Origin of the sequence: Micromonospora sp. B9E7 (assembly GCF_039871815.1) — a bacterium.
Lineage (GTDB): Bacteria > Actinomycetota > Actinomycetes > Mycobacteriales > Micromonosporaceae > Micromonospora.
This window is the reverse complement of sequence record NZ_JBDPLX010000012.1, coordinates 137,026-161,640: the sequence shown is the minus strand read 5'-3', so window position 1 is coordinate 161,640 and position 24,615 is coordinate 137,026. Positions and strand designations below refer to the sequence as shown.

The 24,615-nt window shown below is 68.8% G+C and carries 19 protein-coding genes; 10 read left to right on the top strand and 9 right to left on the bottom strand.

Annotation, left to right across the window (positions count from 1 at the left end; genetic code table 11):
* The first annotated feature begins 9 nt into the window (after positions 1-9).
* From ABGB10_RS20550 to ABGB10_RS20525, 6 genes are read left to right on the top strand one after another with little or no spacing between them, the layout of a single operon-like run.
* Positions 10-2,790, top strand: coding sequence for a lantibiotic dehydratase (locus ABGB10_RS20550; protein ID WP_347662477.1), 2,781 nt, complete (start codon positions 10-12; stop codon positions 2,788-2,790).
* Complete coding sequence (locus tag ABGB10_RS20545; protein WP_347662476.1) at positions 2,787-3,845, top strand: lantibiotic dehydratase C-terminal domain-containing protein; 1,059 nt, start codon at positions 2,787-2,789, stop codon at positions 3,843-3,845. The genes ABGB10_RS20550 and ABGB10_RS20545 overlap by 4 nt, the downstream gene beginning before the upstream one ends.
* Entirely contained in the window at positions 3,842-5,077 is a 1,236-nt protein-coding gene (locus tag ABGB10_RS20540; RefSeq protein WP_347662475.1) for a hypothetical protein, read from the top strand. Before ABGB10_RS20545 ends, ABGB10_RS20540 begins: the two co-directional genes overlap by 4 nt.
* A 50-nt stretch (positions 5,078-5,127) precedes the next feature.
* Entirely contained in the window at positions 5,128-6,042 is a 915-nt protein-coding gene (locus ABGB10_RS20535; RefSeq protein ID WP_347662474.1) for an ABC transporter ATP-binding protein, read from the top strand.
* Entirely contained in the window at positions 6,039-6,794 is a 756-nt protein-coding gene (locus tag ABGB10_RS20530) for an ABC transporter permease (RefSeq protein WP_347662473.1), read from the top strand. The genes ABGB10_RS20535 and ABGB10_RS20530 overlap by 4 nt, the downstream gene beginning before the upstream one ends.
* The gene (locus tag ABGB10_RS20525; protein ID WP_347662472.1) at positions 6,791-8,764 is read left to right on the top strand and encodes a TOMM precursor leader peptide-binding protein; all 1,974 of its coding nucleotides are present in this window, start codon (positions 6,791-6,793) and stop codon (positions 8,762-8,764) included. Before ABGB10_RS20530 ends, ABGB10_RS20525 begins: the two co-directional genes overlap by 4 nt.
* Positions 8,765-8,931: 167 nt before the next feature.
* On the opposite strand, the gene ABGB10_RS20520 is transcribed toward ABGB10_RS20525, so the two are convergent.
* From ABGB10_RS20520 to ABGB10_RS20510, 3 genes are all read right to left on the bottom strand, one after another.
* Positions 8,932-9,114: a thiazolylpeptide-type bacteriocin gene (locus tag ABGB10_RS20520; protein WP_157562608.1), complete on the bottom strand. Its 183-nt coding sequence runs from the start codon at positions 9,112-9,114 to the stop codon at positions 8,932-8,934.
* A gap of 141 nt (positions 9,115-9,255) precedes the next feature.
* The gene (locus tag ABGB10_RS20515; RefSeq protein WP_347662471.1) at positions 9,256-10,320 is read right to left on the bottom strand and encodes a hypothetical protein; all 1,065 of its coding nucleotides are present in this window, start codon (positions 10,318-10,320) and stop codon (positions 9,256-9,258) included.
* Between the two features lie 92 nt (positions 10,321-10,412).
* A complete protein-coding gene (locus ABGB10_RS20510) occupies positions 10,413-10,559 on the bottom strand; it encodes a hypothetical protein (protein ID WP_347662470.1) in 147 nt (48 codons plus the stop codon).
* Positions 10,560-11,932: 1,373 nt separating this feature from the next.
* On the opposite strand from ABGB10_RS20510, the gene ABGB10_RS20505 reads away from it, so the two are divergent.
* The 3 genes from ABGB10_RS20505 (at position 11,933) to ABGB10_RS20495 (ending at position 15,840) form a co-directional block, all read left to right on the top strand.
* Positions 11,933-12,895 (top strand): DUF808 domain-containing protein, encoded by a 963-nt coding sequence (locus ABGB10_RS20505; RefSeq protein WP_347662469.1) that lies wholly within the window; start codon positions 11,933-11,935, stop codon positions 12,893-12,895.
* A gap of 301 nt (positions 12,896-13,196) precedes the next feature.
* Positions 13,197-13,343, top strand: a complete 147-nt coding sequence (locus ABGB10_RS20500) for a hypothetical protein (RefSeq protein WP_347662468.1) — start codon at positions 13,197-13,199, stop codon at positions 13,341-13,343.
* Positions 13,344-14,163: 820 nt separating this feature from the next.
* A complete protein-coding gene (locus tag ABGB10_RS20495) occupies positions 14,164-15,840 on the top strand; it encodes a family 43 glycosylhydrolase (protein ID WP_347662467.1) in 1,677 nt (558 codons plus the stop codon).
* A gap of 81 nt (positions 15,841-15,921) precedes the next feature.
* Here the strand turns inward: ABGB10_RS20495 and ABGB10_RS20490 are convergent, their stop codons facing one another.
* From ABGB10_RS20490 to ABGB10_RS20465, 6 genes are all read right to left on the bottom strand, one after another.
* Positions 15,922-16,422, bottom strand: a complete 501-nt coding sequence (locus ABGB10_RS20490) for an Ig-like domain-containing protein (protein WP_347662466.1) — start codon at positions 16,420-16,422, stop codon at positions 15,922-15,924.
* Between the two features lie 229 nt (positions 16,423-16,651).
* Positions 16,652-18,043 carry a nitrate/nitrite transporter gene (locus ABGB10_RS20485; RefSeq protein ID WP_347662465.1) on the bottom strand — a complete coding sequence of 464 codons (1,392 nt, stop codon included), beginning with the start codon at positions 18,041-18,043 and terminating at the stop codon, positions 16,652-16,654.
* 53 nt (positions 18,044-18,096) lie between these two features.
* The gene (locus ABGB10_RS20480; RefSeq protein WP_347662464.1) at positions 18,097-18,426 is read right to left on the bottom strand and encodes a Rieske (2Fe-2S) protein; all 330 of its coding nucleotides are present in this window, start codon (positions 18,424-18,426) and stop codon (positions 18,097-18,099) included.
* Complete coding sequence (gene nirB / locus ABGB10_RS20475; RefSeq protein WP_347662463.1) at positions 18,426-21,059, bottom strand: nitrite reductase large subunit NirB; 2,634 nt, start codon at positions 21,057-21,059, stop codon at positions 18,426-18,428. The genes ABGB10_RS20480 and nirB overlap by 1 nt, the downstream gene beginning before the upstream one ends.
* Positions 21,059-21,406, bottom strand: a complete 348-nt coding sequence (locus ABGB10_RS20470) for a molybdopterin oxidoreductase (protein WP_196924121.1) — start codon at positions 21,404-21,406, stop codon at positions 21,059-21,061. Before ABGB10_RS20470 ends, nirB begins: the two co-directional genes overlap by 1 nt.
* 16 nt (positions 21,407-21,422) lie before the next feature.
* Positions 21,423-23,549, bottom strand: a complete 2,127-nt coding sequence (locus ABGB10_RS20465) for a molybdopterin oxidoreductase family protein (RefSeq protein WP_347662461.1) — start codon at positions 23,547-23,549, stop codon at positions 21,423-21,425.
* A gap of 831 nt (positions 23,550-24,380) precedes the next feature.
* On the opposite strand from ABGB10_RS20465, the gene ABGB10_RS20460 reads away from it, so the two are divergent.
* Positions 24,381-24,533, top strand: a complete 153-nt coding sequence (locus ABGB10_RS20460; protein WP_347662460.1) for a hypothetical protein — start codon at positions 24,381-24,383, stop codon at positions 24,531-24,533.
* The last annotated feature ends 82 nt before the right edge of the window (positions 24,534-24,615 follow it).

Genomic DNA, 24,615 nt, shown 5'->3' with positions numbered 1-24,615 from the left:
GAGTCCGTGATGACCCTGACCACCGAACCCGACCTCCAACCGGCAGTTGTCGCCGGCAGACCGGCGGAGATCCGCTGGAGCCTGCAAGACCGCCTGATGGCCCGGGTCGCGGGCCTGCCCCTGGCCACCGTCGGCGCCCTTCGCTGCCCGGACAGTTGCCGCTGGGCCGAGGAGATGCTGCAGGAGGAGGAGTCGCTGGCCGAGTCGGCGAGCCACCTCAGCGACCTGCTCCACGGCATGGTCAACGACAACGACGACGACCTGGTCCGCCGGCATCTGCTGCGGCTGCGCCGACAGGTGTTCAACAACCGGCTGCCCCAGGACGCGGCTGCCGCCGTCAGCCTGCTGGCCGGGCGCAACGCCCCCGCCGCCGAGCAACTCACCAGCTGGTTGACGGCCCGGCGCAGGCTCGACGACCTGCGCGCCGAAGGCGGACGGGTCGTCGGCACGGAGGTGACCGACACGACAGCACGGCTGCGCCAACTGGCCGCCGAGGACCGGCTGCGCCGAGGTGTGCTGCTCGCCTCGCCGTCGCTTGATGCGCAGCTCGACGCGTTCATCGACGGCCGCGCCGACCGACCCGGCAAGAAGGAGCGGCGGATCACCCGCTCGGTGCTGTCCTACCTGTACCGGACCGCGTGCAAGCCGAGCCCGTTCAGCACGTTCACCGCGGTCGGGGTGGGTCAGCTCGCCGAGGCCGCCGGCGCCGGGCACCGGGTGGCCGTGGCCGACGACTGGTCCAGCCATCCCCGGCTGAACGTGGTCGTGCTGGGTCGGCTCGCCGAACTCGTCCTGGCCGACCAGCGGCGACGCGCCGACCTGCCGGTCCAGGCGGCCACCGGATGGCGCAACGACGAAGACCGCGTAAGGTTCGTCCGCCGCTGGGTCACCACGGGCGACGACAACGCCGCGGTGACCTTCGACGCGGCCTCCGACCGGCTCTACTTCCTGCAGCGTACGGGCGTTCTCGAACGCATGCTGCGGATGATGGAGAGCACCCCGGGTCTGTCGTTCGGGCAGCTCACCGAGTGGCTCGGGGCCACCGAGCGGGCGAGCGCCGACGAGTGCGACAGGTACCTCGCCGCGCTCCTGCAACTCGGCATGCTGCAGTTCCCGTTGCTGCTGACCGACGTGCACAGCCGTGACCCGCTGCGCGGTTTCCAGGAGGCCCTGCGGGCGATCGAGCGCCCCTGGGCGGACGAGCTGGCCGACGGGCTGACCGAGCCGATCTCGTGCGTCGACAGGTACGCGCTCGCGGGTCACGTCGAGCGCCGGGAGCTGCTCGGGCGGCTGCGCGCCAGTCTGCACGAGCTGCAGACCAGTCTCGGTGACGAGGCCGCGACGCTGCCCCGGACCCTGCTCTATGAGGACGTCCGAGCCGGTGCCGAGGCCCTCGTGCTCGACCGGCAGGCGTGGACCGGGCTGCTCGCGGACTCGCTGCGGTCGGTGGAACGGATCCTGCCGGCCTTCGACGTGACCCTGCCCCAGCGCATCACGTTCAACGGGTACTTCCTGGCCCGGTACGGCCGCGGCGGGCGCTGCGACGACCTGTTGAAGTTGGTGCACGACTTCCACGAGGACTTCTTCGACCAGTACCTGTCGTTCAACGGGCGCCCGAAGTCGTTCGTGGACGGCGAGTACGTCCCGGAGGTGAACTGGCTGCGGTTGCCCAGCATCACGGCCCTCGACGACGCCCGCCGCGAGCTGGTCGTCCGGATGCGCGAGGTCTGGGCCGGGGCCGCGGACGCGGGGGAGGTGCGGCTCGACGAGGCGACGGTCGACGCCGTCGCCGCGCACCTGACCCCGGTGATCACCCGGTTCGCCCCGCAGAGCCACTTCGTCCAGCTCGCGGACCGGCCCGATGACCCGGTCGCGGTCCTGAACCAGTCGTACGGCGGGTTGTCCTTCCCGTTCAGCCGCTTCACGCACTGCTTCGACGCGCCGCCGGACGAGCTGGAGCCGGACGGGCTGGCGCAACAGCTGCTGCGGCAGGCGGGGGAGATCGAACCGGACGGCGCGGTCCTCGCGGAGATCACCGGTGGCGCGGTGGTCACCAACCTCAACCTGCACGGTCGGCTGACCCGCTACCAGATCGTCTGCCCGGGCGAGACCAGCTCCGTGCCGGCCGAGGACCAACTCCACCTCGACGATCTCTACCTGGAGCACGACGTGGCCGAGGAGCGCCTGGTGCTGCGGTCACACCGGCTGGGCCGTGAGGTCATCCCGGTCTACCTCGGCTACCTGGTGCCGCTGGCGCTTCCGGAGATCCCCCGGACCCTGCTGCTGCTGTCGCCGACGGCGCTGGCCCCGGTGAACCTGTGGGGCGGAGTGCCCGAAGCGGAGCCGCGCGACGGGGTGCGGCACCGGCCACGGGTGCGCCATCGCAACCTGGTGCTGAGCCGCCGGGCCTGGACCGTCGCCGGCCAGGACCTGCCTCGGCTGTCGCCGCAGGTCGCCGACGAGGACTGGTTCCTGGCCTGGCAGCGCTGGCGGCGGACGCACGGCCTGCCGAACCGCACGTTCGCCACGGTCACCGAGACCGCCGGGGACGGCCGATCGCGCAGCGGCAAGCCGCAGTACGTGGACTTCGCCAGTTACCTCTCCCTGTACGCCCTCGACGGACTGCTGCAGAGCCCGGGAGCGCGGGTGGTGTTCCGGGAGATGCTCCCCGACGAGGACGCGCTGCACGTGCGGTCGAGCCGTGGCGAACACGTCGCCGAGCTGGCCGTCGAGACCCTCCGTTCCCCTTCGATCCTTCCCCCCGCGACGCGACAGGACGGGCAGCCATGACGCAGACCCTCATCGACCCCGTGACGGACGTGGCAGCCGGCGAGTGGCAGGCCATCCACATCTACTACGCGGCCAACCCGCAGCCGCTGCTCGTGCAGTGCGTGCGCCCGCTGATCGGCGGGCTCCAGGCCGACGGGCTGATCGCCGGCCACTTCTTCATCAACTACTGGCTGGAGGGTCCGCACGTACGGCTGCGGCTCAAGCCGGTGACCGTGGCCGCCACCGCCGAGGTGAAGCGGCGAGCAGAGGCGGCCATTACCGAGTACCTGCGGGTCCGGCCGGCGCTGTACCAGGTCGACGCCGGGTTCCTGGAGGACTTCTACAACTCCCTGTTCGACATGGAGTTCTCCGCCGACGAGAAATCCAGCTACCTGCGTGGCGACGGCCGGATGAACCTGCGCGAGAACAACACCTACAGCTACGAGCCGTACGAGCCGGAGTACGGCAAGTACGGCGGCGCAGCCGGGATCGAGCTCGCCGAGTGGCACTTCGCGCACTCGAGCGAGATGGTCGTCGACGCCATCCGCACGAAGAACCTGCACCTGCGCACCGTGCTGCTCGGCACGTCGGCGCAGCTGATGATGGTGATGTCGGCGTGCTTCCTGCCAGAGACCGACGACCTCGTCGACTATCTGAACCGGTACCACAAGTTCTGGCGCAGCGCGTTCCCGGACACCAACTACGCGGGCGACGACGAATACCAGCAGCAGTACGCCGCGACGGGCGCCGAGATCGGCCGGCGTTTCGCCGAGATCCGGCATTCGCTGCGGACCACCGGGGGCCAAGACCTACCCGGGCTGTTGCGCGGCTGGGCCGAACACTGCCTTGAGCTGCGCCGTCGGGCCGCCGAGCTGACCGAGCGCGGGCAGCTCGTGTTCCGCTCCTGGGACGACACCCGCGACGAGATCCCCACCGACCCGCAGACCTCGCTGCCGCTGCTGCTGTCGCCGTACATGCACATGACCAACAACCGGCTGCACGTCACGATCACCGACGAGGCGTACCTGTCGTACATGCTGGGCCGGGCGTTACGCGAGCATGGCGAGCGGGCATGACCACCGCCGTCGCCGCCGGGCCGGCGGTGCGCGCCGACATCCAGATCAGCGGGCGGTACCTGCGTGACGCTACGTCGGTGCACCTGGTGCGGGATCCCGCTGCGGACAAGACGTTCGAGATCGGGGTGAAGGAGCACTTCGTCCTCGTTCGGCTCGACGGGGTGACGTCGCGTGAGGAGATCGCTGAGGCGTACGGCCGCACGTTCGGTCGTTCGCTCGGGCCGGCCGCCTGGCAGCAGCTGCTCGGACTGCTGGCCGCCCGGGGCCTCATCGAGGGGTGCCCGGCGCCGGCGGCCGATCCGCCGCCGGCAGCCCGGCGCAAACTCCTCGGCGGCTCGCTGCGGCTGGTCAGTGACGCCACGGCCACCACGGCCAGCCTGCACCGCTTCTTCGGGTTCACATTCCGGGGCGGATTCCTCGTTCCGGCGTGCGCGGCGATTCTGCTGATGCTGGCCGCTGTGATGTGGCACGGGCCGGCCCTGGTCGCCGACACCGCCCGGGTGCTCGACAACCCGTTCGCGCTGATGGCGGTCGCCACCGCGCTGTGGGTCACCATGGGCCTGCACGAGCTTGGGCACGGCGTGGTGGCGCACCACTTCGGCGGCACGGTCGGCGAGATCGGGATCCGCTGGCAGCTGCCCATGGTCGTCATGTACTGCCGAGTCGACGACTACCTGTTCCTGCGAACCCGCCGGCAGCAGGTGACGACCGCGTCGGCCGGCATCCTGGTGAACCTGCTGTTGCTGCTGCCGGTGCTGCCGGCCTGGCTGTTGCTGCCGGCGGACGAACCGGCCCGGGCGCTGCTCGGCGCGTTCCTGCTGCTGGGGCTCGCCCAGGCCGCGCTGTTCCTGCTGCCGCTGCCACCGATGGACGGCTACAAGATGCTCGCCCACTCGCTGGGCATGCTGCGCTACGCCAGTGGCAGCCGGCGCTTCGCCGGCCGGGCGCTGGCCGGCATGGTCGGCCGCGGCCCGGGCCTGGCGGGATACCCCCGGGCCGCCCGGATCGCCTACTGCGCGTACGCCCTGGGCGGGGCGGCTCTGGTCGTGAGCATCGTGACGATCGTCGCGTTGGTCGCGCAACGTGTTGCCGCCGACCACTTCGGGCCGGTCGCCGGGGCCGTCTCGGCCGGGCTGGCCGTACTGATCGGGATGTGTTTCGTGGTGCCCCGCACCTCGTTCACGGGGACCCGCAAGCCGGCCGACGGCCGCAGAGGAGAGGTCCAGAAATGACCACGACGCACGCATTCGAATCGTCGACACTGAGCAGTGAGGAGCCCATCGTGGAGGCAGGCACGGAGTCGGCCGTCGTGTTGGACGGCGTCCGGAAGCGCTACGGCGACGTGCAGGCCGTCGACGGCATCTCGCTGACCATCCGACGCGGAGAGTTCTTCGGCATCCTCGGCCCCAACGGCGCCGGCAAGACGACCCTGATCGAGATCATGGAGGGCCTGCGCCAGGCGGACGCCGGCACCATCGAGGTGCTCGGGATGTCGCCCTGGCCCCGCAACGTGGCACTGCTGCCCCGCCTCGGCTTGCAGACCCAGAAGAGCGCGTTCTTCGCCCGGCTGACGGCCCGCGAGCACCTTGCCACGGTCGCCGCCCTGTACGGACTGCCGGCCACGGCGGCCGGCCCCGCCCTGAAGCTGGTCGGGCTGACCGGGGACGCGGACAAGCGGGTCGGGGATCTCTCCGGCGGTCAGCGGCAGCGGCTCGCCATCGCCGGCGCCCTCATCCACGAGCCGGAGCTGGTCTTCCTCGACGAGCCCACCGCGGCACTCGACACGCAGGCTCGCCGCGACCTGTGGCAGGTGCTGCGCGAGCTGAAGGCGCAGGGCCGCACGATCGTCTACACCACCCACCACCTCGACGAGGCCGAGGCGCTCTGCGACCGCGTCGCCATCGTCGTCTCCGGCGCCGTCATCGCGCTCGACACCCCGCACCGACTCGTCGGCGCGGCGCACGTACCCACCCGCGTCATGGTGCCGGTCGGCCAGCTCTCCACCGACCAGGCCGGGGCTCTTCCCGGCGTCATGCGGGTCACCGTCGAGGGGGGCTCCGTCGTGCTGGAGACCACCGCCGCCGGCGCCACCCTGGCCGCCGTCGGCGACCTCATCGGCCTCGACGAGGTGCAGACCCGCACCGCCACCCTCGAGGACGTCTACCTGGAACTCACCGGATCGGAGACGCGCTCATGACCGCATTCGCCGCGCTGAGCACGGCCAACTACAAGGCATCCGTACGCGACAAGACCACCGTGTTCTTCACCTTCGCCTTCCCGCTGCTCTTCCTGGTGGTCTTCGGCCTGATCTTCGCGGGGCAGGAGGTGGAGGGCTCCGGGCGTAACTACATCGACTACATCGCACCCGGCGTGCTCTCCTGGGGCGTCGGCAACGCCGCCCTCTTCGGCATCGCGTTCACGCTCATGCAGTGGCGCAACGACGACATCCTGCGCCTGATCCGGATGACGCCCACACCGCTGACCACGGTGCTCGCCTCGCGATACACCGGCGCGCTGGTGATCGGCCTGGTGCAGGCCGTGCTGTTCGTCGGCGTGGCCCTGCTGCCGGTGTTCGGCCTCAGCCTCGCCGGCAGTTGGCCGCTCGCCCTGCCCGTGCTGTTGCTCGGTGTCACGGCGTTCCTGTCCATGGGCGTCGTCGTCGGATCCCGCGCCAACACCCCCGAGGCCGTCGCCGCCATCGCCAACTCGATCATGGTGCCGATGGCGTTCCTGTCGGGCTCGTTCCTGCCGATCGATCTCATGCCCACGTGGCTGCAGAACATCTCCCGAGCCCTGCCGCTGCGCTACATGAACGACGGCATCTCGACCGCCCTCACCGGCAGCGGCGACCTCGCGACCATCGGCCTGAGCAGCGCGGCCCTGGCCGGTTTCACCGTCGTCTTCGGCTTCCTCGCGGTGCGGACCTTTCGCTGGAGCAACAACTCGTGAGCACGACGACGCGAGCCGACACTCGCCCCATCCCGTTGGAGTTCGCCCGGCTGACCCTGCAGCAAGCGCTCACCGACCGGTTCCGGCGTGACGTCGGGGACGCCTCAAACGGCCCCGGCCCGGCGGTGCAGACCGTCGGCGCGATCGACGTGTTCGGTGCGCCCGCCACCCGCCTCGCACCCGTACGCGGCGTCGCGGACGTGCATCTCAGCGCCCAGGCCGTACTCATCGGCCCGTGGGGTGGCGTCTCCGACGCCCAGGCCTGCGGCCAGTGCCTTGCGATGCGGTGGCAGCGATTGCGGACCAGATCGGAACGGGAGGCCCTCGAACACGGCCGGACCGTCATCCCGGCCGGCACCTGGCCGGTCGTCCCGGACTACGTCGTGGACGCCGTCTGGTCGGTGTACCAGGCGGCCGTCCTCGGCCGATCCGGGGCCGTCGGCCGGCGGGCCGCCGGCGGCTGGCACGCCACTGCCGACCTCAGCTTGCCGCAGGTCACCCGGATCGACCTCCAGACGCTGCACGTGCTGACCTTCCCGCTGCTCACCGATCCGCTCTGCCCCAACTGCGCGCCGCTGGAAGAGGCCACCCCGCAACTTGCCACCCTCGACCTGGTGTCCCGCCCCAAGCCGGACCCGGAGAGCTACCGGCTCACCTCGACAACGTCATACCCGCTGGCCACCGGGGCGATGGCCAACCCGGTCTGCGGCAGCCTGGGCGCCGGCACCTGGCTCGACGTCACCTCGCCCACCACCTCCCCGGTCACCGGCAGCGTCTTCATCCGCGGGTACGCCGGGCTCGTCAACTTCAGCTGGAGCGGGCAGGCCAACTCCTTCCGCACCAGCAAGGACCTCGCGTATCTGGAGGGGCTCGAACGGTACGCCGGCACCCACCAGCGACGCCGGGCCGAGCCGATCGTCGCCGCGTACACCGACCTCGGGGACACCGCGCTCGACCCGCGTAGCTGCGGGGAGTACTCGGCGCAGACGTACCGGACCGACCCGATGGTCGAACCGTTCGCCCCGGACCGACCGATCCCGTGGGTGTGGGGTTACTCCCTGCGTGACAACCGGCCCGTGCTCGTGCCAGCCCGCCTCACGTACTACGCCTCCGGGCAGGCCGCCGACAACTTCGTCTATGAATCCTCCAACGGCTGCGCGATCGGCAGCTGCCTGGAGGAGGCGATCCTCTTCGGTCTGCTCGAACTCATCGAACGCGATGCTTTCCTGCTCGGCTGGTACGGCAACCTGGCGCTCACCGAGATCGACCTCGACTCGTGCCGCAGCCCCGCCGTCCGCGCCATGGTGGACCGAGCGGCCTTCCGCGGGTACGACGTGCACGCCTTCGACAGCCGCGTCGACCTGGCCGTACCCGTCGTCACCGGCCTCGCGGTCCGCCGCGACGGCGGCGCGGGCGCCCTCTCCTTCGCCGCCGGCGCCAGCCTCAACCCGGAGACGGCCGTCGAGGGTGCGCTGTCGGAGGTGCTCACCTACATTCCGCACCTGTCCCGGCAGGTCAACGAGCGCTGGGACGAACTCGACGCCATGGCGGACGACTACACCCTCTGCGCCAACCTGGGCGACCACCCTCAACTGTTCGGCCTGCCACGGATGACCGAACACGCCCGCAACTACCTCGAACCGGCCGGCCACTGCGCGATCCAGGACATCCGTCCCCCCGGCGACCCGGACTCCCGAGACCTCCTGCTCGACCTCCGTGCCTGCCAGCACGAGCTGGAACGGGCCGGATACGACGTGATCGTGGTCGACCAGACCACCCCGGAACAGCACCGGATGGGCCTGCACACGGTGTCGACGATCGTCCCCGGCCTGCTGCCGATCGACTTCGGCTGGACCAGGCAACGGGTCCTGCAGATGCCTCGGCTGCGCACCGCGCCGCGGCGGGCCGGCCTGCGCACAAGCGACCTCACCGATCACGACATTCGGGCGATCCCGCACCCGTTCCCATGAGCCTCGTTCGACGCGTGGCGCCCCGCCGGTCCACCTTCGGCGGGGCGCCACGTTGTTCCTGTCGCAATCTGTTGCGGGGCGACATGCCGAACGGCCCGCATGGACGTCTTCGTCCAAGCGGGCCGTTCGGGAGAGAACAGGTCCTCAGGCGGCTGATCGGGGGACGATCAGGCGGAGCAGGAGGTGGTGCTGGTGGTGCTGGAGCAGGTGCTGGTGGAGCTCGTGCTGCACGAGGCGGCCACGGCCAGCAGGACGCCGCTCGCGTCCGCGTAGTCCGAGATCTCGAAGGTCTCCGACTCGAGCTCGAGGATCTCGTTCGCCAGGTCGGCCAGGTTGGTCTTGTCGTCGATGTTCATTGCTACTCCTCAGCGATGTCTGGGCTGCCCGTCTCCGGTTCGGCCCGCCGTGGTGACTAAGACCATTCCATCGGGTGCCGATAACCGATCGACCTACGTCTCGCTGTCACTCCACTGACATCACTGGTGACTGGCTCAGCCGAGCCAGACCGGCCCCCAGGCCAGGTCCTGCGGACCGAGTAGCGCGTCGGCGGCGACCCGGATCCCGAGGACCCGCTGGCCGGAGGTGCCGAAGACGGTGGCGTGGATGTCGTGTAGCAGGCGTTGGACGTCGCCCGGGGACAGGGCGCTGATCAGGGGAGCGGTCTCCGGCGGGCTCGGGACGGCTGCTGGGGAAGTCATGGGGAGCAGCAGGTCTCGGGTCCGGGCCGTAGTGAGGGCGTAGTCGATCGCCTCCTCGCTCTGCCGGCCCCAGGCTGCAGCCACGACGGCACTGGACGACCGACGTACGACTGCGGCGAGCCGCAGCGGCCCGCTGAACTGCGGAACGTAGCGGGTGATGACGTCGAAGCCGGTGTCCGGCAGGGAGTGCCGCTGGGCATCCCGGCTGTACGCGCTCAGGAGGTTGAGCGAGCCGTCGAGAAGCCACGTCCACTCCGTCGAGCCCGAGGCGCCGACTACCTCGCGGCCAGATGTCGGGACCGCGTCCGACGACATCGACCGCAGACTGTCCAGGACCGCGTGCCGCAGCGCCAGGTCCGTTCGAGTCGCCCAGCCCAGCCCCCAGTGTGGCTGCGCGGGGTCGGACGTCCGCACCGCAGCCGCGGAGATTCGCGTCGAATCGTGTGCCGCGAGCGGTTCGGGAGCAAGCAGTCCCGCCCACGGTGCCAATATCGCGAGGGCGTCACCTGGCACGTGGGTAGTCGTCGGCATCGATTCGAGATCCGTCAAGCTCCGAATTCCGGTCCAGCGGGTCCGGCCCTCACCAGGCAGTACGAGGAGTGTCGTGACCCGATGCTCCGGGTCCACGACAGCCGCGGTGCTGTCGTCGGCCCAGTCCACAGATAGGACGGCGTCGCGCACCGCGGCCTCGACCGATCCGGCGGTCCAAGGCTTGCCGCTCACCGAACCGGTCGGGATCTGCGCCCGCCGCCAGAGCGCGGTGCGCTCGGTCAGCAGATCGTGCAGTTGAGGGTGTTCTGAACGTGGTCCGACGACGATCAATCCCGCGATGGGGGTGACCGGTACTGCTTCAGTCATCGGTCAACTGCCTTCCATTGGCGTTCTCCGGCGGGTGAATCCCCACGACTGCGGACCGCCAAGGCCGGCAGGGCGAGTCTTGATCGCTGCGTTCAGTCCCAGGCCGTCGAGTTGCTGCTGTCCACGACAGTGACAGGGGGAGCGGCGGGGTCCGTCGGGGCGTCGGCATTCGCGGCGGCCGGGAAGAGAATCACGATCATGGCGGCCAGCGTGCTTGCGAAAAGCGCATTCTTCTTCATTTTGATCACCAGATCCCTCGGCTTCGTCCGTCCGGATGTTCCGTCCGGAACGCCTCAACTGTGCGGCCAGGTCACCGCGGGCGAATAGACGGAAGAAGCTGCCTGGCACGTAGTTCCCGGACGTCTACGCGGGCTGCCCCACCGCGAAGCGGCGGCAGGTGCGAGCGGCTGATGGTGGCGATGATCAGGCAGTCCCGCATCGGGTCGCCACGTTGCAGTTCGTCCTAGTTAGCATCATCGGGCTGGATCGCCGGGCCGCGGAGACGTCGACGCTTCCGGTCGCGCCAGCCAATGATGTCGGAGTTGTCGATGGTCTTCTCCTCGCCAATCGTGGTTGCAGGGTGTTCGCGGCGAGCCACGCGTCGACCCGGCCGGCTCGGCCACCCGAAGGGGCGCGCACGAGTGGTCCCGCATGCGCTCATCTGGCGCCATCCGAGTGTGACAGCCGTTGGGCGGTGGGTTCGTGCCAGTCAGCTCACGCGGGGCCGTCGAGATAGCCAACATCCGTGGAGCCCGACGCGACGCGGACGCGATACCCCCAGTGCCGTAGGACCTGGGCGATCTTTGCCCTTGAGAAGGTGCTCGGCCCTCGGCTACCCGGCTAGGGCTCGGCTGCTGTGAGCGACAACGACGCCCGGGGCTGTCGAGACGGTGCGTGCATCTGCCGCTGACAAGGCCCGTGAGTCTGCTCCCCGATCGACCGATGCAGCGCTGGTGCCAACCAAGGTACTGGGCCGGCAGCTCACGATCGGTCGGCGGCCCGGTGCGAGCCCGGTTTAGGGGGGCAGGTTGGGAGCAGCAGGGTGTGCCGAACGGCCTTGAACCGCGTCCAACGGCGACGAACGGCGCTCAACTGCACCCACCCCTGCCTGCGGCTCCACGTTGCCGCAGGTCAGAGTCGGTCCGGCGTCCTGTTGTACTGCGGAGTGCTCCGCAGTTCTGCGCAGCAGTCGACAACTCTCTATGTCGCCTGGCGGGGGAGTGTGCGCAGGTCAAGGCGGTAAGGAGTCGTTGGTTGGCCCAGCCTCGCAGCTGGGAGCAGACTGGGTGCAGGTTGGCGAAGAGGTCTCCGCGCCCGAAGTACTCACAGATGCCGGACGGAGATGAGGGGCTTTGACCTGCGGTGATGGAGGTCGAGCCTTGCGGCGTGACCTCCCGGTAGAGGTCGAAGTGGTCAGGCGTGTCGTTCCGCAATGGCTGGCGCGGGCCGGGCGCGGTGGTGGTGGGTCGTCGGCTGAGCGCGATAGCCGGTCACCTCGAGCTCTCGCCCGGCTTCCCGCCCCAGATGCGACCGGGCGGTGGCATGCCGCGCACAGGGACCTGAGCGAGAATGGGCCAGTTCGAACTCTGCGCAACCCTGGAAGGACCCTCCCTTGGCCAGTGGACTCGTAGCCCTGCTGGATGACGTGGCGGCGCTGGCTCGCGCCGCTGCCGCGTCGATCGATGACATCGGGGCGGGCGCCGCGAAGGCCGGCGCCAAGGCTGCGGGCGTCGTCGTCGACGACGCTGCCGTCACGCCGCAGTACGTGCGGAGCCTGGCGGCCGAGCGCGAATTGCCGATTATCAAGCGCATTGCCCTGGGGTCGCTGCGCAACAAGTTCTTCATCATCCTGCCGGCGGTGCTGCTGCTCAGTCAGTTCGTGCCCTGGCTGCTCACTCCGATCCTCATGCTCGGCGGCGCCTACCTCTGTTACGAAGGCGCGGAAAAGGTGTGGGCCAAGTTCGCCCATCACGATGCCCACGGCGCGGGCGAGGAAACGGTGCAGGACGAGACGACACTGGTGTCCGGGGCGGTACGAACCGACCTGATCCTCTCGGCAGAGATCATGGTCATCACTCTTAACGAGGTGATCGATGAGGCGTTCTGGTCCCGCCTGGCGATCCTGGCTGTCGTCGCCGTCGTCATAACCGTCCTGGTGTACGGCGTGGTGGCCCTGATCGTGAAGATGGACGACGCCGGGCTGCGCCTGTCGCAACGTTCCGGCGCCGTCGCCACGTTCGGCCGGGGTCTGGTGAGGGCGATGCCGGTTGTCCTCAGCGTGCTGACGGTAGTCGGCACCGCGGCGATGCTGTGGGTGGGCGGGCACATCCTGCTGCTAGGCACGAACGAGCTGAACCTGCACTTCCTGTACGAGGCCGTGCACCACGTGGAGGCCGCCGCCCACGACGCCACGGGTGTTCTCGGCGGGCTCGTCGGCTGGCTCGTCAACACGGTGGCCAGTGCGATCCTCGGGCTGATCGTCGGAGCGCTGGTCGTGCTGGTCATGACTCTCACGCTCCACCGCCGCAAATCCAAGGCTGCGGCTGCGACTGCGGCGGGCTCGGTTCCTGGCTGACTTCACCGGCTGCGGCAAACCGGCGTCTCGGACGGGAAGGCTCGCCGAAGGGCTTTAACGGAAGATGCTTCGGCAGGAACGGCGGCCAGTGCGACTCGTGCACGCTGATGCCGCGGACAGGGCGGGGCGATCCCGCCAGTGTCCACCGATCGATTGATGCGGCTACGGATGTAAGCGTTGGCGCCATCTAAGCACTGGGCCGGCAGCTCACGATCCGCCGGCGGCCCGGTGCGAGCCCGGTTAGGGGAGCAGGCTGGGAGCAGCGGGGTGCCCTGAACGACCTTTTTTGTAGTACGGCGTTTTGGGTGGACTGCTGGTGCGCGACGGCTGGGGTGCCGGTTTCCGGGCCGACGCCGTGCTGGTGGGCGCGACAGCGACGGCGGTGGGTCGCGGCATCGGCACGGGGTCGTTGGTGCCGGCGTTCGTGGCGGTGATGCGCTGCACCTGAGCCGACGCGGACAGTTGAGGGCTGACTCTGGGCGGCCGGCTTGTCGTCGCCGATGTTTGCCCCGCAGATGATCATGCTGATGACTGCGGCGGCGGTGAGTGCGAGCGTCTGCGCGGGCTCAAGGGCTTCACCTACGCGAGTGTGCCGGGGCTGATCGGCGGCGGTGATCGGCCGACCGGATGCCGGGGTCTCAGGAAGGTGACTTGGTCCCGCTCGGGAGGTGCCTCAGGCCAAGAGCAAAGTCGTGGCCATTCGGTACGGTGGCCGGGTAATCGAGGTGTGACAGCAGACTCCAGCCGACCTGGACGCGCTGGCGGACATCCTGAGCGCTGCGGAGCTCGACTGTGACCCTGAGGGTGCAGTTTTGGGTGGCCGTGGAGCCGGGCGTCGAGGGCATCCACCGCCGATGAGGTGACTGGCCCTCCCGACAACCGTGCACGAGGTCGTTAGTCGCATCGCATTGATGCTCTTGACACGCTCCAGATAGCACCGTTAACATCACCGAAACGTTGTTAGCGCTAACAGTCGCCGGTCGCTGATCCGCGCTGGACGAGACCGAGTCGATGGGCGTGTGCGCTGGAAGCCCAACTGGTCGAGCGGAAAAGCTTTCTCCCACCCTTCGTGATCACCGTCGAAGGATACCTCACATCCAGCAATCAACCATGTCAGTCGGCTATCCGTAAGATCGCACACTTCTGCCCGTTGTTAGCGCTAAGCACGCCCAGACGGAAGGTGGGACCTAATGGTTATCGAGAGGACTTCCGGCAATCGACGTCGAGGGTTGGCGGCTATTGGCCTTGCTCTCGCGGTAGGAGTGGGCGTGGGTCAGCTGACACCGATCGTGCCGGCCTCGGCGGAGAAGCCCGTGCCGCCGGTGGCACCCGGCGTCGGACCTCGAACCCCGTCCGCCAAGGTGCCACTGGCCGGCGTCGACATGGCTCAGACGTACGTGAACCCGATCAATTTGCCCGGGATGGCCGTGCGCAACATCGTAGGGACGATGCCGCCTACGGACGAGAATGTCGCAGACACCTCGCAAATCCCGGCCAGCTTGAACTTGGAGACGTGGACGGCAGCGTCCGGGCGGACCCTCGCGGGCCGATCCACCGCCGGGTTCACCAGGATTTCCGAGAACTCTGCACGGACCGGGGCGGACTGGTCCGCGCTGAACGTCGACGGGACCATCTATCTCTATGCATCGGGTGCCATGCAGAACGCACCGAACAACAACCGCACTGTCTGGTCCACCACCGACTACCTAACGTGGACGCCCCATCAGATGAACCTGGGCCTGGTCGCACCAACCGTCGTGCAGCTCGGCGACAAGTTCTACATGGCCGGCAACAACACGCCGGTCTATCAAGCAAACTCGCCCACCGGGCCGTGGACCAGCATGGGAAGTTTCCTGCGCCCGACCGGCCAGACCCTGAGCGTTGGCGACGTGCAGTTCTTCCCGGACACGGACGGCCGGCTGTACTTGACGTACAACATCGGCTCGCCGATCATGGGCGCCGAACTCGACCCGAACAACCCTCGGCAGCTCATCAGCGACCCGGTCGTGCTCTGGACCTTTGACCCGCGCCAGGAGTGGCAGCACATCGGGGACAACAAGGCGACCTACACACATGGGTACGTGGAGGGTTCGCAGCTGTTCAAGGTGAGGGACACGTATTACCTATCGGTCGCGTCCGGTGGCACGGAGTTCACCACGTACGCGACCGGCGTGATGACGTCGAATAAACCGCTGTCCGGGTTCAAAGTTACTCAGCAGAACCCGATCGGCTACGGAAACAACCATCCGAGTGCGATATATCCGAACGCTGGGCACGGCAGTTTCGTACTCGACAGGTACGGCAACCTGGTGTTCTTCTACACCTATGTCATCGCGTACGAGGAGTTCTTCGAGCGGCGACTGGGGATGGACATCTGCAACGTGATTCCCGCCGGTCCGAAACGGGGAGCAATCGATTGCGAGTTGTCCAACACGCCGCAACTGGCCCCGGGGAAGAAGATCTCGGGCAGGGACGACACCGGGCTCTACAATGTGGCCACCAACAGCCAGGCGTACTGGGCAAGCAGCTATGCGCCCGGGCGCAACCCGTACTACGGAGGGGACCGCTCCCTATCCACTTGGTGGGAGCCGGCTGACAGCGATACCGTGCCCACGTATATCAGGGGCTTCGGGACCATTTTCCACATCTCCGCTGCGCAGATCCAGTGGAAGGAACTCGGACGCACGTTTACCAAGGACAACGCGGTGCAGTACACGCTGGAGTACAAGGACATCCCCACCAACACGTGGCGGCCCCTGGTCGATAGGAGTACGAACTCCACCGCGTACACGGCTGACTACGTCACCTTCGACCGGGTGCTGACGAACGCAGTCAGGCTGAAGGTCCTGGGTACGACCGAGACCGTCAAGGTCGGGGTCCACGAACTGAACGTTTTCGGCGAGAACTACAACCTGGCCGTCGAGAAGGGCATGATCACTCCATAGTCCGGTTGCCGGGCCGTGCAGCAGCGAGCGGGCGAGATCAACAGATCTCGCCCGCTCCTACTGTGGCGCATCCCAGCACGCCTAGGGGCGCCGATGCGGCTTCCGTACCGTCAGCTTCTGGTAGTTGGCGGCGTGGGGCTGGTAGGTCGGGTTGCCAGAGTAGGCAAGGTGGACCCGGTAGGCCCCGGGCCGCAGATTGGCGGTCTGCAGTTCGACGACGGCCTTACCGGCCGCCAGCGGCAGGACTTGCACGGTGCCGCCGAAGGTGACGGTGACCTCGCCGGTCGGGTCGGAGCGTGGTGCTTCCGCCCGCCCGCCGGCCCAACAGGCACGTTCAATCTGAACGTGCCCCCCGGCGACAACCGATGCCGGTGCGGCTTTCGCCTGGACCTTGACGGCGGCCGGGCCGGAGGGCACCCCGAACTCTGCCGTACCCACCGACGCCTTCAGGTAGTCGAAGCCGAGGTACTCGGCCTTGACGTTCGGGCTGTGACTGTCACGGTGGCCGCGGTCGTCTGGGCGCCGCTCGCGTACGGCTCGACAGCCATCCTCGTCCCCGGGGTCACCGCGCTCCTCGGCCACGCCTGGTGGCCGGGCCGTCGCGACGCCACCCGCTCCGACCCGTCGGCAACGCCGGCCGGGGCCAGCCCTTCGGAGTCGGCGGCCACGTCAGCGCACTGAACAATCGCGACACGCGGTGGGCGAGGCGAAACTTCCCCGTCCACCGCGTTTCCCGACAACGTCGCTCAAGCCGTAGCGAGGTCGCTGCCTCGGCCGCGCCGGCCGCTGCCAATGCCCCGGCTGCCGGCTGTCAGACCCCCTCAAGTCTCCCGGGCGACGGGCGCATGTACACGAACCAGGTGATGACGAAGCAGATCGCGTAGAAGGCGATGAAGGCGATGTAGGCCGCGTCCGCGGTCTTGTAGGCCAGGAACGACTGCCGGAAGGCAAGGTTGACGAGGACTCCGCCGAACGCGCCGATGGCACCGGCGACGCCGATGAGCGCGCCGGAGAGGCGCCGGGCCTCGTGCTCCGCCGCCCGGTCGTGCGGGTCGGCCGCGCCGTCGGCGGTCAACTGCACACCGCACTTGGCCCGGAAGATCGCCGGGATCATCTTGTACGTCGAGCCGTTGCCGATGCCGCTGAACACGAACAGCGCGATGAAGCCGACCAGGTACAACGGCAGCGAACGCTGCTGGGAGGCGAGCAGGACGATCGACGCGCCGGCCGCCATCGCCACGAAGTTCACGAAGGTGACCCGGGCCCCGCCGAGCCGGTCGGCCAGGACACCGCCCACGGGACGGATGAGCGAGCCGAGCAGCGGTCCGAGGAACGTCAGGTACGCGGCCTTCACCGGGGTGTTGAAGGTGTCGGCGAACTGCACCTGAAGCACCTGGCCGAAGGCGAACCCGAAGCCGATGAACGACCCGAACGTGCCGATGTAGAGCAGGGACATGATCCAGGTGTGCGGTTCGCGGGTGACGTCACGCATGGCCCGTTTCTCGTTGCGGGCATGGCTGAGGTTGTCCATGAACATCGCGGAACCGAGTGCGGCCAGCACGATCGCCGGCAGGTAGATGCCGGCGACGATGCCGGGACTGGCCGTCCCCAGGACTGCCAGCACGAACAGGCCGACGAGCTGGACCGCGGCGACGCCGAGGTTGCCGCCGCCGGCGTTGATGCCGAGCGCCCAGCCCTTGAGCCGGTCGGGGTAGTACGCGTTGATGTTCGCCATCGAGGAGGCGAAGTTCCCGCCGCCGACGCCGGCCAGCGCGGCGATGAGCACCAGCGTCGAGTACGAGACTCCGGGCTGGATCAGGAAGGCGCCGAGCAGGCTCGGGATCAGCAGCAGCGACGCGCTGATGATCGTCCAGTTGCGGCCGCCGAACCGCGCCACGGCAAGGGTGTACGGGATCCGCAGTACCGACCCGACCAGTGCGGGCACGGCGGTGAGCAGGAATTTCCCGGCCGGATCGATGCCGTACTGCGGCCCGAGGAACAGCACCAGTACCGACCACATCGTCCAGATGGAGAAGCCGATGTGTTCGGAGAAGATGGAGAAGATCAGGTTGCGCCGGGCGATGCGGGATCCCCGGCGTTCCCAGAAGATGGGGTCCTCGGGCCGCCAGTCGTCGATCCAGTGTCCGCGAAGGGTCAGGCTGCGCCGGTCCTGCTCGATGCTGCCGGGCACGACCGTGGTCATGGTTCCTCCCAGGTGAGTCCTCGGTCCGCTTGACACCTTGATTGGTTCGTTCCTCAGGCCGGCGGCAGACCCACCACCAGGCGTCCGTCGGCGTCGGCACGGACGGGGTACACGGTGAGTGGGGACTGTCCGGTGGTCGAAGAGCCGGTCGCCAACTCGAAGGTGTTCTGGTGCAGGGGGCAGACGACGACCCTCATATCCACCAGGCCGTCCGCGAGCGGCCCGCCGGCGTGTGGGCAGACCGCCGACACCGCGCGCAGGCTGCCATCACGCAGCCGGAAGATGGCGATCATGTCGTCGCCCACGGCGTAGGCACGTCCCTCCCCGAGGGGGATCTCCTCGACCGGCCCGAGCTGGTGTTCCACGGCGATGAGCCTGGCCATCACGCCCGCCTTGCGGATGCCGGACCGGCACCGATCCCGTTGTCGCCGCGCCCCTTGTGGCCGTTGCCGCCGTGCCCGTTGTCGGCCGAGCCGCCCTCCGGCACGGCGGAGCCGATCGACGGCACCACCGGCCCCGGGACAGAGACCGGTACGGCTTCGCGGACCGGCACCTGAGGCAGGACCGCCAACGGCAGGGAGGTGCGGAACTGCCCTGGAGTGACCGGGTCGCGCCGTTCCAGCCACGGGTCCCGGTATGCGGCCACGGAGGCAGCCATGGCCGCGTCGAGCCGCGCCGCGATGCCGTCGCTGTCGTCGACGACCACCGCCCGGATGTGGTCGATGCCGAGGCGGGGCACCCACGCGTACGTGCGTACCAACCAGTTCGCGTTCTCCCGGTAGTACTGCAGGAACCGGCCGGTCAGCGTGATGACCTCGTCGGGCGAGTCGACGACGGCGAGGAGGTCCCCCTTGCGCACGTGGGCGCCGGCGGCCCCGCCGACGTAGATCTCCCACCTGCCGCCGTCGATGGCGACCACACCAAGATCCTTCACGTACGCCTCGGCGCAGTTACGGGGGCAGCCGGTGACGGCAAGTTTCATCTTGCCGGGGCCCTCGATGGCCTTGAACCGGTCCTCGATCGCGATGCCGAGAGCGGTGGAGTCGCCGACGCCAAAGCGGCAGAAGTCGGAGCCGACGCAGGTCTTGACCGTCCGGAAGCTCTTGCCGTACGCGTACCCGGACGGCATGTCGAGGTCCGCCCACACGCTCGGCAGGTCTTCCTTGCGGATGCCGAGCAGATCGATGCGCTGGCCGCCGGTGATCTTTACCAGTGGTACGGAGTACTTCTCGGCCACTTCGGCGATCCGCTTGAGCTGCGCCGGTGTGGTCACGCCGCCCTTGATCTGGGGGACGACCGAGAAGGTGCCGTCGCGCTGGATGTTGGCGTGCACCCGGTCGTTGATGAAGCGGGCGTCGCGTTCGTCGACGTACTCGTCGCCCCACATCATCCGCAGCAGCGAGGCCAGGCCCATCTTGCTCTTCGCGTCCTCCTCGCCGCCGGGCACGAGGGTGGCGAACACTGCGGAGACGGACTTCAGGCCGTGCTCGCGGATCACCGCCATCAGCTCCGCCTTGGGCATCGGCACACCGGGGACATACCAGCTCGCGGCCGGGTCGTCCTCGACCTTGCCGTCAGCGGCCCACTCGACGATCTGGGCGACCAGGCCCTTGCACGACCCGCAGCCCTTGCCGGCACGGGTGGCGTCCATGACGCCGGTGAGCGTCTTCACGCCACCCTGCACGGTGCCGACCAGCGCACGCTTGGTGACGCCGTTGCAGTTGCACACCTGCACGTCGTCGCCGAGCTCCGCGGCACTAACGTCGGCCGACGGCGCGCCGAGGTCGAACAACATCTCGACCCGCTCCTTCGGCAGGGCAAGCCCACGGTCGAAGGCCTGCATGAGGAACGCGACCTTCTGCACGTCGCCGAGGAGGGTCGCGCCGACAAGCCGGTCGTCGCGGATGATGATGCTCTTGTAGACGCCCTTGCGCGGCTCGGCGAAGACGACGGTCTCGTCGTCGTCGCGTTCCGCCTCCTTCAGGCCCATCGAAGCGACGTCCACGCCCGCTACCTTGAGCTTCGTGGCCAGCCGAGAGCCGTGGTACGCCGCGTTCGGGTTCGTCCCGGTGATGTGGTCGGCGAGCACTCGCGCCTGCTCCCACAGCGGAGCCACCAGGCCGTACGTCTCGCCGCGGTGCTGGACGCACTCGCCGACCGAGTAGATGTCGACCTCGTCCTGCACGCGCATCTGGTCGTCGACGACGATGCCCCGCTCCACCGGCAGCCCGCTGGTCGCGGCCATCTCGGCGTTCGCCCGGATGCCGGCGGCCACGACGACGACGTCGCAGGCCACGGTCCGACCGTCCTTGAGCTTGACTCCCGTCACGGCGTGCTTGCCGAGCACCTCGGTGGTGTGCGCTCCGAGGACGACCTCGATGCCGAGTCGCTCGATGCTGCGCCGCAGGACCGCCCCCGCCTGAGCGTCCAGTTGAGCGTTCATCAGATGGTCGGCGGCGTGCACCAGGGTCACGTGGGCCAGGTGATTCTGCAGGCCGCGGGCGGCTTCCAGACCGAGCAGGCCGCCGCCGATCACCACCGCGCGCTCATGCTCGCGGGCGTACCGGATCATGTTGCGGGTGTCGTCGATGGTGCGAAATGCGAACACTCCCTGGTGGTAGCCGCGCCCCGGGCGGTGGATGCCGGGAATCGGCGGGACGAACGCCCGGCTGCCGGTGGCGATGATCAGCTTGTCGTACGGCGTCTCGGTGCCGTCGTCCGCGTAGATCCGTCGCGCGAAGCGGTCGATGCGGGTGACCCGGGTGCCGGCGTGCAGGGTGATGCCGTTCTCGGCGTACCACGACATGTCGTTGAGGAAGATGCCCGCCTCGTCGTCGACCCCGGAGAGCACGTTGGAGAGCAGGATGCGGTTGTAGTTGCCGTACGGCTCCTCGCCGAACATCGTGATGGCGAACTGGTCGCCCCCGCCGCGTTCGAGGATCTCCTCGACCGTGCGGGCGCCGGCCATCCCGTTGCCCACCACGACGAGGCGCCGGCGCTGGTCGACGACCTCCATCAGACCTCGACCAGCCCCAGGTCGACGATCACGGTGCCGGACACCCCGGCGGGCGCCGCCACGTGCACCTCGATACCGGTGCCGGAGTCGAGGTCCTCGACCACCCGCAGCGGCACGTGGACGTCGGACTTGGCGCCGATCGGGAAGTACCGCATCGGCTGGCCGTCGCGCATGAGCAGGACACAGATCAGCTCATCACTGGCATTGCCGCCCCGGAAGTAGACCGGCTGGGCAACGACGCCGCCCGGCACCACGTAGCTGAGCGTGCCGTCGACGAGGCCGGGCCGGTCGAGGCCCTTGCCCTCAAAGCTGTAGACGCCTTGCAAGAAACGGGGAGTGGTGTGCACAGCGACGCTCCCTTGCTCATTGAGGTGCTGGATTGGGCGGTCGGGTGGTCAACAGGTCCGTGTCGTCCGGGCCGCCCGCGCGGGCGATCGACACCGCGCAGGACTTGAAGGCCGGCATCCGCGAATGGCGGTCCAGCGCCGGGTCGGTCAGCGCGTTCACGGCGGAGCTGCCGGCCCAGTGGAACGGTGCGAAGATGGTGTCGCGGCGGATGCCGTTGGTCAGGCGCGCCCGGAAGAGAGCCCGCCCGCGTCGGCTGCGCAGTTCCACCACGTCGTTGTCGGCGATGCCGTGCCGGAGGGCGAGGTCCGGGTGCAGCTCCGCCCGGGCGTCCGGCAGCGCCATGGTCAGGGCGCCGACCCTGCGGGTCTGGTTGCCGCTCTGGTACTGCTGCATGTTGCGGCCGGTGGTCAGCACGTACGGATAGTCGGCGTCGGGCAGTTCCGCCGGATCGCGGTGCTCCACCCGGAAGAACTTCGCCCGCCCATCGGCGGTCGGGAACTGGTCGGTGAACAGCCGCGGCGTACCGGGATGGTCCTCGCTCGGGCACGGCCAGAAGACTCCCTGCTCCGCCTCGATGCGCTCGTACGTGATTCCGGCGTAGTCGGCCGTCCCGCCGGCGCTGGCCCGGCGCAACTCGTCGAAGACGCGGCGCGGATCGTCGTCGAAGTAGCGGCCGCGCCCGAGCCGACCGGCGAGGTCGGCGAGCATCCGCAGGTCGGTGCGGACCTGCGGCGGCGGCGACAGGGCCCGCTTACGGCGGATGACGCGCCCCTCCAGATTCGTCATCGTGCCCTCCTCCTCCGCCCACTGAGCCGTGGGCAGCACCACGTCGGCCACGGCTGCGGTCTCGGAGAGGAAGATGTCGGAGACGACCAGCAAGTCCAGGGCCTGCAGCCGGTCCATCACCCGGTTGGTGTGCGGGGCCGACACGGCGATGTTGCTGGCGAACACGAGCAGCACGCGTACTCCGTCGTCGGTCCCGAGTCGGTCGAGCATCTCCCAGGCCGACCGGCCCGGCCGGGGCAGCTCGTCCGGGTCGATGCCCCAGACGGCCGCGACGTGTGCGCGCGCCGCGGGGTCGTCCAGGCGCCGGTAGCCGGGCAGTTGATCGGCTTTCTGCCCGTGCTCGCGGCCACCCTGCCCGTTGCCCTGCCCGGTGACCGTGCCGTAGCCGGAGAAGGGCCGTCCGGGCAGGCCCAGGGCGAGGGCCAGATTGAGGTACGCCTGCGCGGTGTCCGTGCCGTTGCTGTGCTGCTCGGCGCCGCGAGCGGTGAGCACCATCGCCGACGTCGCGGTCGCCAGCAGCCGTACCGTCTCCCGCAGGTCCCGTTCCGGTACGCCGGTCATCCGCTCCACCCGGTCCGGCCAGTACGCCGCGACGGTGGCCCGGACCGCGTCGAAGCCGCTCGTACGGTCGCGCACGTACGTCTCGTCGACCAGGCCCTCGCGGATCGCGACGTGCAGCAGCCCGTTCGCCAGTGCGAGGTCCGTGCCCGGCAGTGGCTGCAGGTGGAGATGAGCTCCCCCCACGGTGGTCGTACGGCGGGGATCGACGACGACGTGCCGCGCGCCGGCGGCCCGTCCGGCGTCGAAGTACTGCATGGACGGCGGCAGCGCGTCAGCCGGATTTGCGCCCACCAGCAGCACGGCCTGCGCCTGGGCGATGTCGGCCAGGGGGAAAGGCAGGCCACGGTCGATCCCGAGAGAGCGGTTCGAAGCGGTCGCCGCGGACGACATGCAGAACCGGCCGTTGTAGTCGATCGACGCCGACCGCAGCGCCACCCGGACGAACTTGCCCAGCGCGTACGCCTTTTCGTTGGTCAGCCCGCCGCCACCGAAGGCCCCGACGCTGTCGGGGCCATACCGGTGTTGGCTGGTGCGGATGGCGTCGACGATACGGTCGAGGGCCTCGTCCCAGCTTGCCGGTCGCAACGGGCTGGTGCGGTCGGCGGGATCCTTACGGACGAGCGGGCTCAGCAGCCGGTCACTGTGGTCGAGAAGGTCGGCAGCCGTCCATCCCTTGGCGCACAGGCCGCCCCTGTTGACCGGGAAGTCGTTGGGTGCCAGCAGAGGCGGCCCGTCGCCGATCGTCAGGGATATCCCGCACTGCATGGCGCAGTAGGGACAATGCGTATCGATCATGGACGATGCGCTCACCCGTCCGATGTTTGCCGGGCACTGTTTCCGATCCATACCGAGGTCGTAACGCTCTGCGCCCCTCGGCTGCTCCGCCAACCAGGAGGTCTTCGTGTCCCACGCACACGCTGCTTTGAGGTCCTCAACCGGATCCGGGAGATGTTCCCCAGTGCTGGCGCCGGCGTCTCGGTTCGCCTGACTCCGCGCCTGGTTGAGTTCCCCCCGCTTTGATGGAGCGGTGGTTACCTGCTGCCGGCTAGGTGAGCTTCAATATCGTGCCGATCAGCATCGGTGGTGGGGCAATGGTTCGTGTTGCCCCACGGAGTTGAGCACCCACGCCACCAGTGCCCGACGTGCCCGAGGTGTCCGAAGACTGTCCGCGTCGCAGGCGGCGGGTGCAACATGGTGACCCTTATTCGGCCGTGTTCGGGAGTGTCTCGGATAGGCAAGCTGTTGGCGCTCACGGCGGGTACAGGGTGTCGTCGCGGACGTAGTCCAGAAAGCTAGCGAGCTGCGCCGACGTCCACACGGCGACCGTCGGCCGTTCGCCGGTGGCCTTCCACTCGGCGATGCGGGCTTCGGAGCCGGCTGGGGCTGGAGGCGCTCCCGCGGAGGTACGCCGCCGTAATCAGGAAGTTGTTCAGTATGTGAGGAATCCGCTTCGAAGAATCGGTGCAACCGCCGGACGTGCACTCGGAGCCCTTGAAGCCGCAGCCCAGCGTCTTCGCTGCCGGCGTCGGAACCGGTCCGATAAATGCGTCGGTGCCGCACGGAGAACCATGGTGAACGGTTGTCATGGGGTCACCGGAACGCATGCACGCATGTATCGTCGCCGATATGGTGAGCGACACGCGCGAGAACGCGCTTCCGAAGGACATGCAGGAGGACTTGGCGGAGCTCGACTTCGCCCCGATCAGCAACGAGGAGGCCATCAAGGTGGAGGACCGGACGTACCTGTTCGGCGTCCACGTAGACGCCGTCCGAGGCTGACGGCACAGCACCAGATCACGGGGGATCCGGCGAGTGTCCGCTCGCCGGAGTCTCCACGTCCACGACGGGAGACGCAGGCTGA